General features: G+C 56.6%; 14 protein-coding genes. 12 read left to right on the top strand and 2 right to left on the bottom strand.

Translation table 11 applies throughout. The annotated features are described in order from the left end of the window. Nucleotides 1–6 precede the first annotated feature (6 nt). The 12 genes from AB4N98_RS24140 (at nucleotide 7) to AB4N98_RS24195 (ending at nucleotide 12,598) form a co-directional block, all read left to right on the top strand. Nucleotides 7–1,152, top strand: a complete 1,146-nt coding sequence (locus AB4N98_RS24140) for a glycosyltransferase family 4 protein (protein WP_068935814.1) — start codon at nucleotides 7–9, stop codon at nucleotides 1,150–1,152. Continuing rightward, a complete protein-coding gene (locus tag AB4N98_RS24145; protein ID WP_017527336.1) occupies nucleotides 1,145–2,251 on the top strand; it encodes a DUF1972 domain-containing protein in 1,107 nt (368 codons plus the stop codon). Before AB4N98_RS24140 ends, AB4N98_RS24145 begins: the two co-directional genes overlap by 8 nt. A 53-nt stretch (nucleotides 2,252–2,304) precedes the next feature. Beyond that, entirely contained in the window at nucleotides 2,305–3,711 is a 1,407-nt protein-coding gene (locus AB4N98_RS24150) for a mannose-1-phosphate guanylyltransferase/mannose-6-phosphate isomerase (RefSeq protein ID WP_017527337.1), read from the top strand. A 68-nt stretch (nucleotides 3,712–3,779) separates the two neighbouring features. Next, nucleotides 3,780–4,847, top strand: a complete 1,068-nt coding sequence (gene rfbB / locus AB4N98_RS24155) for a dTDP-glucose 4,6-dehydratase (RefSeq protein WP_017527338.1) — start codon at nucleotides 3,780–3,782, stop codon at nucleotides 4,845–4,847. Between the two features lie 51 nt (nucleotides 4,848–4,898). Further along, the gene (rfbA, locus tag AB4N98_RS24160) at nucleotides 4,899–5,777 is read left to right on the top strand and encodes a glucose-1-phosphate thymidylyltransferase RfbA (protein WP_065878778.1); all 879 of its coding nucleotides are present in this window, start codon (nucleotides 4,899–4,901) and stop codon (nucleotides 5,775–5,777) included. Further along, nucleotides 5,774–6,313 (top strand): dTDP-4-dehydrorhamnose 3,5-epimerase, encoded by a 540-nt coding sequence (gene rfbC, locus AB4N98_RS24165; RefSeq protein ID WP_003173486.1) that lies wholly within the window; start codon nucleotides 5,774–5,776, stop codon nucleotides 6,311–6,313. The genes rfbA and rfbC overlap by 4 nt, the downstream gene beginning before the upstream one ends. A gap of 2 nt (nucleotides 6,314–6,315) precedes the next feature. Next, nucleotides 6,316–7,209 (top strand): dTDP-4-dehydrorhamnose reductase, encoded by an 894-nt coding sequence (gene rfbD / locus AB4N98_RS24170; RefSeq protein WP_026067226.1) that lies wholly within the window; start codon nucleotides 6,316–6,318, stop codon nucleotides 7,207–7,209. Nucleotides 7,210–7,639: 430 nt separating this feature from the next. After that, nucleotides 7,640–7,873 carry a hypothetical protein gene (locus tag AB4N98_RS24175; protein WP_042944548.1) on the top strand — a complete coding sequence of 78 codons (234 nt, stop codon included), beginning with the start codon at nucleotides 7,640–7,642 and terminating at the stop codon, nucleotides 7,871–7,873. Between the two features lie 87 nt (nucleotides 7,874–7,960). After that, complete coding sequence (locus AB4N98_RS24180) at nucleotides 7,961–9,073, top strand: polysaccharide biosynthesis/export family protein (RefSeq protein WP_017527342.1); 1,113 nt, start codon at nucleotides 7,961–7,963, stop codon at nucleotides 9,071–9,073. Between the two features lie 14 nt (nucleotides 9,074–9,087). Then, the gene (locus AB4N98_RS24185) at nucleotides 9,088–9,747 is read left to right on the top strand and encodes a YjbF family lipoprotein (RefSeq protein WP_017527343.1); all 660 of its coding nucleotides are present in this window, start codon (nucleotides 9,088–9,090) and stop codon (nucleotides 9,745–9,747) included. A 32-nt stretch (nucleotides 9,748–9,779) separates the two neighbouring features. Next, on the top strand, nucleotides 9,780–10,511 hold the full coding sequence (locus AB4N98_RS24190; RefSeq protein ID WP_263290948.1) for a capsule biosynthesis GfcC family protein: 732 nt from the start codon (nucleotides 9,780–9,782) through the stop codon (nucleotides 10,509–10,511). Next, nucleotides 10,508–12,598: a YjbH domain-containing protein gene (locus AB4N98_RS24195; protein WP_460148958.1), complete on the top strand. Its 2,091-nt coding sequence runs from the start codon at nucleotides 10,508–10,510 to the stop codon at nucleotides 12,596–12,598. Before AB4N98_RS24190 ends, AB4N98_RS24195 begins: the two co-directional genes overlap by 4 nt. An 88-nt stretch (nucleotides 12,599–12,686) precedes the next feature. Here the strand turns inward: AB4N98_RS24195 and AB4N98_RS24200 are convergent, their stop codons facing one another. Together AB4N98_RS24200 and AB4N98_RS24205 are read right to left on the bottom strand one after the other, a co-directional pair. Then, nucleotides 12,687–14,078: an undecaprenyl-phosphate glucose phosphotransferase gene (locus tag AB4N98_RS24200; RefSeq protein ID WP_065878784.1), complete on the bottom strand. Its 1,392-nt coding sequence runs from the start codon at nucleotides 14,076–14,078 to the stop codon at nucleotides 12,687–12,689. Nucleotides 14,079–14,322: 244 nt separating this feature from the next. Then, nucleotides 14,323–14,892 carry a winged helix-turn-helix domain-containing protein gene (locus tag AB4N98_RS24205; RefSeq protein WP_065878786.1) on the bottom strand — a complete coding sequence of 190 codons (570 nt, stop codon included), beginning with the start codon at nucleotides 14,890–14,892 and terminating at the stop codon, nucleotides 14,323–14,325. Nucleotides 14,893–14,922 lie beyond the last annotated feature (30 nt).

Genomic DNA, 14,922 nt, shown 5'->3' on the forward strand with positions numbered 1-14,922 from the left:
TTTCTCATGGGGCAATTGGCTTATTTCATCATTGAACCGGTTGGCGGGCATGGCGGAATGAATTACTACAATACCGGCCTCGGACAAGGGCTGGTTTGGAATGACGCCTGCGTCAATCTGTATACGTGTCCCGAGTCGCAGGAGCAGAGTTCGAACAATTTCACGATCAATAAGTTTTTCAAGGGTGTGTATGGTCAGTCCAATAAATTCCTGAGGTTCGCTCGCTTCCTCGTTGCCTTGCTCAGGTCGATCGTGGATATCAAGAAAAAGGGTGGAAAAACCTGCCACCTGCATTTTTTTCAATATGCGCTACTGGAGTTGATCACCTGCAGGTTATTGCGCTTGAGCCGGATAAAAATCATTGCAACCATTCATGATGTCGAGTCTTTTGCAGGCGCGTCTCTGACCCGCACCCATGCGGCCATTCTGCGGGCCCCGCGGGAATTTATTGTGCATAACGAATTCTCGCGGCGCGAGTTGCAGGGCGTGCTGGCTGCTCAAGGTCTGAAGACGAACATCACCGTCATTCCCCATGGTAATTATCTGCCCTTCGTGAAACGGCGCGAGGGCGTCATTTCGCGTCGGCGTCTGGCGCTGCCTGAAGATAAGAAAATCATACTTTTTTTTGGCCAGATAAAAAAAGTAAAGGGGTTGGATGTACTGTTGAACGCGATGCAGATCGTCGCCAAGCGTGAGCCCCAGGCGGTGCTATTGATTGCCGGCAAGGTGTGGAAGGATTCATTCCAGGGTTATGAGAGTTTAATAAAATCGAACAACATCTCTGACGTGGTTATTCCGCATATTCGATACATCAAGGATGAGGAGGTCGACTTTTATTATTCTGCCGCCGATATTGTGGTCCTTCCCTATAAGAAGATTTATCAAAGTGGCGTACTGCTGATGGCCATGTCGTATGGCTGTATTACGGTGTCTTCACGGTTACCGCCGATGGTCGAGGTTGTCGACGAAAATGAAAACGGGTTTCTGTTTGAAACGGATAACCCGCACGATTTGGCGCAACAAATAATCAACGCGCTGGGTTCCAGCACTGCGCGGCACATTTCGCAGCGCGCTCGCACCACGATGGTTGAAAAACATGATTGGTCACTGGTCGCGCGTCAGCATATTAAGGTGTTCGAAAACTATGAGTAGGCATTTGCTGGTTCTTGGAATAAGAGGTATCCCGGCGCAGCACGGCGGCTTCGAGACATTTGCCGAAAAGTTAGCGGTGTATTTGCAGGCTAAAGGTTGGCGCATCACGGTTTACTGCCAGGAAAGCGGCACGGGCAGCGTCACTGAAACAGAATGGAACGGTATCCGCCGTGTTCATATCCCGGTGTCTCGGGAGGGTGCGTTGGGCACGGTTATATTCGACTTGAAGGCTGTTTGGCACGCGCTGGGTGAGCGCGGCCTGTTTCTGACGCTGGGCTATAACACCGCTGTTTTCAATAGCCTTCAGCGGCTCAAAGGCCAAGTGAATATTATTAATATGGACGGTATCGAGTGGCATCGGCAGAAGTGGGGGAAGATAGCCAAGGCGTGGTTCTGGTTGAACGAAAGAGCCGGTTGCTGGATCGGTAACCACTTGGTGGCCGACCACCCAAGGATTAAGGAACATCTTGCGACGCGGGTCAGTGCCGACAAGATCACCATGATTCCCTACGGAGGAGATGAAGTGACGTCGGCGGCGGCTGAGGTGTTAAGTACGTTTGCGCTGGAGCCAAATCACTTCTCGATTATTATCGCCAGGCCCGAACCGGAAAATTCTTTTTATGAGATGGTCCAGGCATTCAGTGCGAGCGTCAGGCAGCACAAACTGGTGGTGCTTGGAAACTTCACGCCGAGTACCAACGAATACCATAAGAAAGTGATGGAAGCGGCCAGCGTTGAAGTGGTCTTTCCAGGGGCTATCTACGACGCCAAAGTCGTCCAGGCGCTGAGGTATTTCAGCCGTTTTTATCTGCACGGTCATCGTGTCGGCGGAACCAACCCCTCTCTGGTCGAGGCGTTGGGCGCCGGTTGCGCAATCATTGCGCACGACAACCCCTTCAACCGCTGGGTAGTGGGTGGGGGCGCTGCGTATTTTTCCGATAGCCAGGCGCTTTCTCGATTACTCGATGAACTATTGGAAGACCCACAACGCACCCTGGCATTGAAACAAGCCGGTGCGGCCAGGTTTGCCGAATGCTTCAAGTGGGAGCAGGTGTTGAGTGCCTATGAACAGCTGTTAATTGAATGGTATCCCGCCTGAGCCGTTGATCATTTCAAGCTGATCCTGACGTTTACTTTTCGATGAGGTGTCACATGATTCCGGTGATTTTATCTGGAGGCACGGGTTCGCGCCTGTGGCCGTTGTCGCGTCAATTAAACCCCAAGCAATTTTTATCGTTGGTGGACACTGACATCTCTCTTCTTCAGGCCACTATCCAGAGGTTGAAGGGGCTGGATGTACGGACACCCAGGCTTGTTTGCAACGAAGAACATCGCTTTCTGGCCGCTGAACAACTGCGCAAGTTGGGGCTGGAAGACGCGAATATATTGCTTGAACCCGTCGGCCGTAATACGGCGCCGGCGCTGGCATTGGCGGCATTGCAGGCCACTGCCGATGGGGAGGACCCCTTGCTGTTGATCTTGCCGGCGGACCACACCATCAAGGATGTGCAAGCGTTTCAAGCAAGTATCAACTGCGCCCTCCCATTGGCCTTGGACGGTAAGTTAGTCACCTTCGGCGTTGTTCCGACGTATGCGGAAACCGGCTACGGCTATATCGAGAAGGGCGAACCTGTCGGCGAGTGCGGCTTTCGCGTGAACCGTTTTGTCGAAAAGCCGGACTTGGATCTGGCTCAACAGTACCTGTTGGCCAAAACATTCTTCTGGAACAGCGGCATGTTTCTGTTTCGTGCCAGCCGTTATCTGGAGGAGTTGCAGAAATTCTGCCCGCAGATCCTTTCTGTTTGCAGTGAGGCGCTGAACAACGGTTCCAGGGATTCGAGCTTCACCCGAGTTGACCGTGATGTGTTTGCTACTTGCCCCGAAGACTCCATTGACTACGCGGTGATGGAGCGCACCGCAGACGCGGTCATGGTCGTGATGAACGCCGGTTGGAGCGATATCGGCTCGTGGTCCGCGCTCGCCGATACATTCGTCAAAGATGCCGAAGGCAACGTATTGAAGGGCGATGTCGTTGCCCAGAACACGTTCAACACCTACGTTCACGCCAACAGCCGCCTGATTGCAACGGTCGGTGTCGAGAACTTGGTCATTGTCGAAACCAATGACGCGATCCTGGTCGCACACAAAGACCAGGTACAGGACGTAAAGAAAATAGTCGAGCGGCTCAAGCAATCCGCCCGGCACGAGTACGTCAATCACCGCGAGGTCTATCGCCCCTGGGGCATGTATGACTCGATAGACAAAGGCCACCGCTACCAAGTCAAACGTATCACTGTGCAACCCGGCGCCAAGCTTTCGGTACAGATGCATCATCACCGGGCGGAACATTGGATCGTCGTGAGCGGTACGGCCAAGGTGACCAATGGAGAGAAGACCTACTTGGTCACTGAAAACCAGTCCACTTACATCCCTATCGGTCAGGTGCATGCGCTTGAAAACCCGGGCGTGATCCCGCTTGAACTGATCGAAGTACAGTCCGGTTCCTATCTGGGTGAGAACGACATCGTGCGCTTTGAAGATAAATATGGCCGAGCGTGAGCGCCGGCGATCCGCTGATCAATAACGGGGCTCGATCGAGTTTTATTCCACCCTCAGGATCTTCACTCATGTTTAAAAAAATCCTCGTTACCGGTGGCGCCGGTTTCATTGGATCAGCCGTGGTCCGCCACCTGATAAATGAAAACCATAGCGTCGCGAACCTCGACTTACTGACCTATGCGGGCAATACCGATTCACTCGCCAGTGTCGAAAACTCGTCGCGCTATCAGTTCTTTAAAACCGATATAGGGGACGGCCCGGCGCTGGACCAGATTTTCATGACATTTCGCCCGGATGCGGTAATGCATCTGGCGGCGGAATCCCATGTCGATCGTTCTATCGATGGCCCCGCTGACTTTATCCGGACCAACATTGTCGGGACATATACGTTGCTTGAAGCGGCCCGGCGCTACTGGAGTGCGTTGGCGCCTGACGCAAAAAACCGGTTTCGCTTCCACCACGTTTCGACAGACGAGGTCTATGGCGACCTGGACGGCCCCGATAGCCTGTTCACGGAAACTACGCCTTATGCGCCCAGCTCGCCCTATTCAGCGTCCAAGGCCAGTTCGGATCATTTGGTTCGGGCCTGGCAGCGTACGTATGGCTTACCCGTGCTGGTGACCAATTGTTCAAATAACTACGGTCCTTATCACTTCCCCGAAAAGTTGATCCCCCATGTGATTCTGAATGCCATTCATGGCCGGCCGCTGCCGGTATATGGCGATGGTTTGCAGGTGCGGGACTGGCTGTTTGTTGAAGATCATGCGCGTGCGCTGTGTGAAGTCCTGTGCCGGGGCGCGGTCGGCGAAACCTACAATATTGGCGGCCACAACGAGAAAACCAATATTGAAGTCGTGGAAACACTTTGCGCGCTGCTCGAAGAGTTGGCGCCCGACAAACCGGCCGGCGTGGAACGTTATCGTGACTTGATCACTTTTGTTAAAGATCGGCCAGGTCATGATCTTCGTTACGCCATCGATGCCGGCAAGATTGCGCGTGAGCTGGGATGGCAGCCTCACGAAACGTTTGAAAGCGGTATACGCAAAACTGTTGAGTGGTATTTGCAAAACAAGACGTGGTGGCAACGCGTACTCAATGGTCAGTACCGGCCGGAGCGCCTGGGTCAGAACGCTTGAACTGGTTAAACACTGCCTCACCCATCGACATTCTCAAAAAGGAAGCACTCCATGAAAGGCATTGTTCTGGCGGGCGGTTCCGGCACGCGCTTGCATCCCATTACCCGCGGCGTCTCCAAACAGCTGCTGCCCATCTACGATAAGCCGATGATCTATTACCCGTTGTCGGTTTTAATGCTGGCCGGTATCCGCGAGATATTAATTATCTCGACGCCGCAAGACTTACCCAGTTTTCGAAGCCTGCTGGGCGATGGTTCTTCTTTCGGCATTGAGCTCAGTTATGCCGAACAGCCGTCCCCGGATGGTTTGGCGCAAGCGTTTATCATCGGCGAAGACTTTATCGGCGACAGCAATGTTGCGCTGATATTGGGCGACAATATTTTCTATGGCTACGGCTTCAGCGCGTTGCTGCATGAAGCGTCCCAGCGCAAGAGCGGCGCTACCGTCTTTGGCTACCGTGTCAGCGACCCCGAGCGTTTTGGCGTGGTCGACTTCGACAGCCACGGCAAGGCGATCAGCATCGAAGAGAAGCCTGAGCGTCCCAAGTCCAATTACGCGGTCACGGGCCTGTACTTTTACGATAACGACGTGGTGAACATTGCCAGGCAGGTCAAGCCCTCAACGCGTGGCGAGCTGGAAATCACCGACGTGAACAACGCTTACATGCAGCGTGGGGATTTGCACGTCAGCGTGCTGGGGCGTGGGTTCGCGTGGCTCGACACCGGCACCCATGACTCCTTGATGGAGGCCGGGCATTTCGTTCAGACCGTGGAAGCACGCCAAGGGCTGAAAGTGGCTTGCCTTGAGGAAGTGGGCTACCGCCAGGGCTGGTTGTCGGCGGCGCAACTGGATAGACAAGCCACGGATTTACGCAAAACCGGTTATGGCCAATACCTGGCACAGGTACTCGCTTCGGAGCCTGCGAAATGAATGTCATCAAAACCAGGTTGCCCGGTGTGCTGATTATCGAACCCCGCGTTTATGGTGATGCCCGCGGGTTCTTCCTGGAGAGTTACCAGCAGCAGCGTTATCGCGACATTGGGATTGAACAGCCGTTCGTGCAAGATAACCACTCGCGCTCCGCACAGGGCGTGTTACGTGGGCTGCATTTCCAACGCAGCCGTCCTCAAGGCAAGTTAGTGCGGGTGACCCGAGGCGCGGTCTACGATGTGGTCGTAGACATCGACCCGGCGTCTGCGACCTGTGGTGAACACGTGGCGGTTGAATTGACCGCCGAGGACCATCTCCAATTGTGGGTACCGCCGGGGTATGCCCACGGTTTCTGCGTGTTGAGCGATACCGCCGACTTTCAATACAAATGCACCGATCTGTATGACCCGAAAGACGAGGGTGGGCTTCTTTGGAATGACCCGGACCTGGGCATCGCCTGGCCTCTGGGTTCGCCGTTGTTATCGGAAAAAGATCAGCGCCACCCGCGCTTGCGCGCCTTGCTGAGCGGAGAATGACCATGCGTGTAATCGTCACCGGAGCACAGGGGCAGGTCGGGCGCGAGCTGCTGCTCAGGGCACCGTCCGGGTTCAACGTGATTGGCTATGGTTCGGGTGAGCTGGATATCAGTGACTCGGTTCAGGTCGAGGAGGTCCTGGCGCGGATCAAGCCGCAACTGTTGATCAATGCGGCGGCTTATACCGCTGTAGACAAGGCTGAGAGCGATATCGAGCGGGCTTATGCGGTGAACCGCGATGGCGTTGCGCACCTGGCGCGCGCAGCGCAGGCACAGGGTATTGCCGTGCTGCATATTTCTACCGATTACGTATTCGATGGCAACCACACGCTCCCCTATACACCGGGTGACGTCACCGCACCTTCAGGTGTTTATGGTTCCAGCAAGCTGGCGGGTGAGCAGCAGCTGCAGCAGCATTGTTCGCGCCATGTGATTTTGCGAACGAGTTGGGTGTTCGGCGCGCATGGCAACAACTTTGTTAAAACCATGCTTCGCCTTGGGCGTGAACGCGATGAGCTGGCCGTCGTCGCGGACCAGCGTGGTTGCCCGACTTCCGCCGGCAGTATTGCCGACACCCTGTGGGCGCTGGCGACGATTTTTCGCCGCGACGGCATGCTCAAATGGGGCGTGTACCACTACAGCGGTGCGCCTGCTTGCACCTGGTATGACTTTGCCGATGAGATTTTCAACCAGGCGCGGTCCGAGGCGCTGCTTGAAAAGAAACCTCGGTTGAAGGCGATTACCTCCGCCGAGTTCCCGACGCAAGCCAAACGTCCGGGCTGGTCCGTGCTGGATTGCCAGACCCTCGAACAGGATTATGGGGTGTCGACGCGCAGTTGGAAGGTAGAGCTGCAACAGGTATTGCAACAACTGGGAAGTGCATCACTCGTTATCTAAACTGCCCGGTCAGGGCAGTGATACTTGCGCCTGTTAATACTGGGTTTTCACGGGCGAATGTTATTTTCTGTCGCGGTACGCGTGAATATCATTATTTAACAGAACGCCGTTTCGGTAAGGCTGACGAATAATAACAGTGGGGCGGTTGGCTCGGACGCTGGCGGCTGCAACATTGTGCGTAACATCGCTGTTATGGCGCTTAATGTCCGCAAATATCCTTAAACGTGTTCAATGTTCGCAACGAGTTTTGCGGCCTGTGCGTGACACATGGAAAGTGCTGTTGTATGGCATGCAGCACTTATAAATGACATGCTCCAAACGAGACTGGCGCTTAGCCGAGTGTGTTCGGCTGATACGCCTAAGTCTATATACCTGCTGTTCCATCACCGTCTCTTAATATCAACTTGTTGATGTTGAGGAGGAGTCTGCTATGAAGAAACTGTTTACCGCCAGCTTGCTGGTTTTAATGAGCACCACCGTATGGGCGGCTGAAGAGCCCCTAAGCTTGAGCACCCCGGTGGTAGGCGCTGTCACGGTCGGTGAGACCGTGGTGGCGGCGGTGGTGGTCGCCGGCGCCGTGGCGGCGGCATCAAGCTCCGGAGGAAGCTCCAATGGCGGAACCACAGGGACCTCGGGCACCACCGGAACTACGGGTACCCGTTGAACCCCCTGCGAAGTGTGTTGTTCAAGATCACTCAGAACCTTCTGGGTGATCTTGTTTGGACTTGTCCCCGACTAGTGTAGTGCCATTATGACCCGAAGGCTTTTTGCTGTGACGCTGGCAAGTATTACCTTGCACGGCTGTATGTTTTCCCCTGGCCAACATATGGACACCAGTCAATTGACACGTGACGGCTCTCCCGAGAGTAGCCGGGTGGAGCTTATACCCATCACGCCGAAGCTGATTGCCATGGATGCCGCCCTGCATGTTCGCGAGACGGTTGCCCCCGAACTGCTGTCGTATATTCCGGGCGGTTATCGCGTCGGCGCCAATGACTTGTTGTTTATTACGGTGTGGGATCACCCCGAGTTGACGGCGCCTTCCGGCCCGCAACAACAACTGGATGCCAACGGCCGTCTGGTGCGGCCGGATGGCACGCTGTTTTACCCCTATATCGGCAATGTCCCGGCCGCCGGTAAAACCATCGAAGAACTACGGGCGTATATCGCCGAGCGACTGTCACAGTTTGTAGAAAGCCCTCAGGTGGATGTCAGTGTCTTGCGCTTTGCCAGCCAGGTAGTGGTGGTTTCCGGTGCCGTGGCAAAAGCGGGTCAACAGTCGATCACTACCAATGCGCTGAGCGTGGTGGAAGCTATCGGCGCCGCTGGGGTAGACCCGATGAATGCTGACCTTTCGGGGCTGACGCTGACGCGCGATGGTCGCGAGTACACGCTGGACCTGGACACCCTCAACCGCCGGGACTCGCCACTGCATAAGGTCTACCTCAAAGGCGGTGACCAGTTGTACTTGCCTTACAACGACCTCAAACGGATCTACGTGATGGGGGAGGTCAACCAACCCCGGGCGTTGAGCTTCAAGAGCAAGTCGATGAACTTGTCTGATGCGTTGGGCACCGTGGGCGGTTTGAACCAGACCACCTCCAATGGCAACGCGGTGTACGTGATCCGAGGCGCGGGCAATCTGGAAACCGAGCCGGCCCAGGTGTTCCAACTGAATGCCGAGTCGCCGTCCGCCCTGGTATTGGCCACTCGTTTCGACCTGCAACCGCAAGATATCGTGTATGTCGGCCCGGCCGGCGTGACCCGCTGGAACCGCCTGATCAGCCAGCTTCTGCCTACGGCCAGTGTCCTCGGGACCGGGGCCAGCTCGGTCAACAATCTCAGTGAAGCCAACAGCAGATAAGGCTTAGTCAATCCGTGAAAACTTTGCATACCGGTGCCGTTCTGACGACGGCGCTACTGCTGTGTGGGTGCAACCCCTTGATGAAGGCTTCATGGGACACGTTCAAAGCGTCCGCCCAGGGGCCTGCCTCGCTGGAGTTGACTCCGGCCCAGGTAGCGGCCGTGCCGTATCCGCAAATTCTGGTGACGACCGTTACCAGCGAGGGCGTGATGGCCATGGCGCGTCGACGTGGCGACCTGCAGTTCTGGCTCGCATCCGGCAACCAGGTGTTGCTGATGCGCGACGGCCTGGTGGTGCGCACGGTCGGGCTGGGGGTGTCGCTCGATGGCACGCGCTTTGATGGAGAGTCGCCGTTCAAGCGCGGTCTGCAGCATCTGCACGACGGGCATACCAGCACGCGCTGGATCGATATCTACCAAGGCTACCGCGTCGGCCTTAGCGTCAATAGCCGTTTCAGCAGGCACGACATCGAACCTATCCGGATTCTGAACAGGGACTACGCCTTGCTGCGAATCGACGAGCAGGTGGCGATACCCGATCTGGATTTTCGCGCGACCAATCGTTACTGGGTGGACCCCCAGGACGGTTTCATCATGCAAAGCGAGCAGCACCTGACGCCGCAGATTTTTCTGAAAATAGTGCAATTGCGCCCTGATCGGGAGGCTGTCCGGTGAAGTATCCAAGCCTTTTATTGCTCGGCGCGTGCATGTTCGCCACGGGGCTAAGCCAGGCCGACATCACCGTCAGCGGCGATGTCCGAAGCCCCGGCAACCTCGCCATCCAACCCGGCACACGTCTGCGGGACGTGATCCTTGCAACCCAGCCCAACGCCGAAAGTTACTGGTTGGGCGCCGCGTGGCTGCACCGTTCCCTGGAAGGCCCGCAGGCCCGCTTGAAGGCCGGGGTGTTGTTCGATCTGAAATTGCTGCAGCAAGTCGCCTTGCTGGAGGGGCGTGACACTCGCGCTGCATTGAGCGCGCGTTTGTATAAGCAAGTGGAGCGGTTGCCGGTTACCGGGCGCCAGGTTGCGGTGCTTGATCCGATCGCCCTGGAGGTAGGGTTTGCGCTTGATAGCCCGCTCGATGAGGGCGACCGCCTGATCTATCCGGCCCGGCCGTCCACCGTCGAAGTGTTGGGAGCGGTGGAGCAGACCTGTCAGGTGCCCTATGCCGCAGCGCAAGAAGCCTGGGTGTACGCCCGGCGCTGCGCGATTCTCAGCGACGCCCAAAGCGATTATGTGTGGTTGATTCAGCCCGATGGCCACGTGAGGCGCCTGGGCGTGGCGCCATGGAACCATGAGCAAGGTGTTATGCCTGCCCCCGGCAGCCGGATCCTGGTGCCCATCCGAAGTGATGATCTGCAATCGCCGACACCTGAACTCAATGAACAGTTGGCCGAGTTTCTCGCCACTCAACCCTTGGCTGAGGTGGCCCCTTGAAGCTACGTTTTGCTGCTGCATTGCTCTTGCCGTGTGGGCTGGTTCATGGCGAACCGCGCTACACCCAAAATGACTTTGGCGGTGTCGGTCTGTTGCAGACACCCACCGCGCGCATGGCGCCTGTCGGGGAATTAAGCGCTACCGCCAGTCGTACAGACCCCTATTCGCGCTACAGTTTTTCCTTCCAGCCCTTTGATTGGCTGGAGGGTTCGTTCCGCTATACCGCGATCACTAACCGGCAGTACGGCCCGGAGGCGTTGAGCGGCAATCAAAGCTTCAAGGACAAGGCCATCGATGTGAAAGCGCGGCTTTGGGATGAGAGCCACTGGGCTCCGCAAGTCGCAATCGGCGCCCGTGACATCGGCGGGACAGGCTTGTTCTCCAGCGAATATTTCGTCGCCAACAAGCGTTACGGCGACCTTGATTTCAGCCTGGGTCTTGCCTGGGGTTACTTGGGCAACCGGGGCGATTTGAGCAACCCGCTGGCGATAGTGGGCAGCCAATTCAACGACCGGCCGCAAAGCGATGCGGATGTGGCCAGGGCGGGCGAAGTGAACACCAACGCTTACTTCAGGGGCCACCCCTCGTTGTTTGGCGGGATTGCCTATCAGACCCCCTGGGAGCCGCTGAGCCTGAAGCTCGAATACGAAGGCAATGATTACAAGAATGAGCCGCTGGATAACCCGATCAAGCAAGACCTGCCGATCAACGTCGGCGTCGTCTACAAGTTGGCCGACAGCGTCGACCTGAGCGCTGCTTGGGAACGCGGCAATACTGCGATGTTCGGCATTACGTTGCACACCAACTTTGTCAGCCGCAAGGCCCCCGTCAAAACTTATGACCCTCCTGCCGAACCGCTGCCGCCGCAGGTGCCGTCGACCCCGTTGGACCAGGTGAACTGGGCGAATGTGTCCAGCCGGTTGCAGCAAAACGCCGGCTACCAGGTCAAGCGCATTGCCCAGCGTGGTCCGGAGTTGTTGGTGTATGGCGAACAGTCCCGTTACTTCAACCCGGCCAAGACGGTAGGGCGGGCTAGCCGAATTCTCGACAACAGCGTTAACCAGGACGTCGAATGGTTCACCCTGGTCGATCAGCGTTACGACATGTCGATAGAAGAGACCAGTGTGCCGCGTGGCACCTTCCGCGCGGTGCTCAAGAATGATCGGCCGCTGCAGGATCTGCACCGCGCAACTGAAGTCAATCCGGCGCTCGCCCATCGGGAGACCACCCTCTATACCCAGGCCCTGGACCCGTTCACTTATGGCGTTGGCCTGGGCTACAAACAGAACATCGGCGGCCCTGACGGGCTGCTCTATCAGTTCAGCGCCGATGCCGACGCGCAGTACCGTTTTACCCGCGATATCTGGTGGAGCGGCATGCTCAGCGCGAACCTGTACAACAACTATGACAAGTTCACCTACGATGCGCCGAGCGGGTTGCCGCGCGTGCGCACCGACCTGCGTAAGTACCTGACCACCTCCGACGTAACGATGCCGACGTTCCAGCTCAACCATGCCGTGCAGTTGGATCAGAACCTGTATGGCATGGTCTACGGCGGTTACCTGGAATCCATGTTCGCCGGGGTCGGCGGCGAAGTGCTTTATCGGCCCGTGGGGCAAGGCTGGTCAGTGGGCGCCGACGTGAACGTCGTGCGCCAGCGTGACTTCAACCAGGGGTTCGGGTTGCGTGACTATCAAACGGTGACCGGCCATGTCACCAGCTACACCGAGCTGCCGGGTGATGTGCAGGCGGCAGTCAGTGTCGGGCGTTATCTGGCGCGCGATTGGGGTTCCACCGTGGATCTGTCGCGCGAGTTCAAGAACGGCGTGAGGTTTGGCGCATGGGTCACACTCACGACCGCCTCGAAGGCGGACTACGGCGAGGGCAGTTTCGACAAAGGGATCTATATTTCCATCCCGTTCGACGAATTCATGAGTACCTCGACGATGCGTCGCGCCAATATAGTCTGGTCACCGCTGACCCGCGATGGCGGGGCACGCCTCAACCGTGCCTACTCATTGCACACGATGACAGAGGGGCGTGACAGCGGGCGGTTCTACAACAACTTCGAGAAGATCACCGAGTAGACAGGCTGAAGCGAGCAAGCCTGCCGCGCGGATAACGCGGATAAAAAAAGGTGGGAGGGAGCACGCTCCCTCCCACCTTTGGCCGTTATCAGTAGATGTCTTTTGAAAGCAGCGTAAACGGCGTCTTCACCAGGATCTTGATATCCAGCCATAGCGACCAGTTGTTGATGTAGTGCAGGTCGATGTCGACGCGCCGCTGCATCTTCTCCAGGGTCTCGGTTTCGCCCCGGCAGCCATTGACCTGGGCCAGGCCGGTGATGCCGGGCTTGATCCGATGGCGGGCCATGTAGGCAAGAATTTTCCCCGAGTAGTAGTCGTTGTGCGCAATAGCGTGGGGCCGTGGGCCGACCAGCGCCATATGCCCCTGCAGCACGTTGAACAACTGCGGCAGCTCATCAATGGAGGTGCGGCGGATAAACCGGCCTACCGGGGTGATCCGCGAGTCATTGCGGCTGGCCTGGCGCACTTCATGGTCGTCATGCACGCGCATCGAGCGAAACTTCCACACCTTGATCACCTCCCCATTCCAGCCATGACGTTCCTGCTTGAAAATCACAGGGCCTGGCGAGGTGAGCTTGATCAGCAGGGCGAACAGCAACAGCACCGGGCTCAGCACGATGATCGCCAGCAAGGCGATGCTCTTGTCCAGCAGCGACTTGCTCAGGGCGGCGGTGGGGCGGCTGGTCAACGGGCTTTCATTGAGGAAAATCGCCGGCAGCCCATCCACTTCGGCCACGCAATGGTTGAGTAGCAGCATGTTATTGAGGTCGGGTACCCAGATCACATCCACGCTGATGTCGAGCAGGTTGAGGTACAACGCTTCGATGTGCGTGGCTTCCTGCAGCGAGTGGGTGATATAGAGCCGACGAATGCCGTGTTGCCGGATCAATTGCGGCAAGTGCGGCAGCTCGCCGAGTATCTGCGGTTGCGCGCCTTCGACCGCTTCGGCGCGGCTGCCGACCAACCCCACCAATGGCGAGCGTTTCTGGCGCGAGAGTGTTCGGGCCAAGTCCACGGCGAGTTTGCCGGTACCCACGATTAATGACCTTTGCCGTTCATGGAGTTGGCGATGGTAATAGCGGGACAGGCTGTGCAGGGGGATATAACACAGTGCCAATAATGGATAACTCAACGCTGCCCATAGTAATAACGTTTCCAACGGGAACAGTGCGCCGGCGTCACACACCACCCCCACGGCAAACAATATGCCCACCGTTAACAGCCAGCCCATGAACAGCCGTCCCAAGCCCACGGCATAATCATCTTTCTTACTGTAGACATCGCACAGGCTATACGCCGGAAGAGAGGCCAGTATGGTAAAAGCGGCGAGCACTCGATAGGTATGCTCAAGTTGGCCCGTTTTTAAAAATACCAACATAAACAACACGGCAACGACCAAACTTGACGCCAGCGTCCATTGGCCCCAGAACGTTAGACCCTTGGGGGTCAGGTTGCGATGCATTCTAGTATTGTTCAGCATAGTTCTGCTCCCGGTGGCGACCACGCACGTAGTGGCAGGCTTTAATCAAGTCGCGGTATAAGCCGCACTAAACGACAGGCACGCGCAAGCGCGTACCCATGGATAGTAATGAACGGCCGGGGGCATTGGCTGACGACTTATAACAAGGTGTCGGCGATGTTGTTAGGGTGATGTTATAAAAGGGCAGGTATAAAAGGCTGGTAATAGGCAGGGTGTGTGATAAGGCCTGGAGCTTATTATTATATTAACGACGCGCGGGGGTCAGCTCTAACGGCTTCTTGATTTTCTGCGTGAGGCAATAACCACGGTTTCTGACGGCACGGAACAAGCGTTCGCCCTCATTGGCGCGCTTGAACTTTTCCTGCAAACGACTGAGGCACATTTCCAGGCCACGGTAGTGGTCAGGCTCGCGGCCTATATTACGGATCAACTCTTCCTTACTGACCACGCGTTCTTCGTGGTGCAGCATTTTTTGTATTAACGCCGACTCAATACTGGTCAGTGAAATACGCAGATCACCTTTGACCAGTATTCGATCATGTTGGGTCAGCAGCCAGACGTCCTGGGCAGACGGGTGGGGTGTTTCGAGTTGGTTATCCGTAGGGCGAGTGTGGTTATGCGGCGGGCTATCAGCGATCTTGGGCGAAGGCATTCTTGATTCCTGGCGCGCACTGTTAAACGGCTGCGAAAAGGTGAGCACGTGAGTGGCCAGTGCGTTCAAGTCGTAGTGGAACAGCTCTGCATTGGGCGTGAAGTCATGCAGGGCAATAGCGGGAGGCGCCGGGGTGAAGGCGTGTTTTTTAAGGGAGCTCATAGTGTCCACCGATATCAGGGAAGAGGCAGG

This window comes from Pseudomonas sp. S3_E10, from assembly GCF_054667615.1.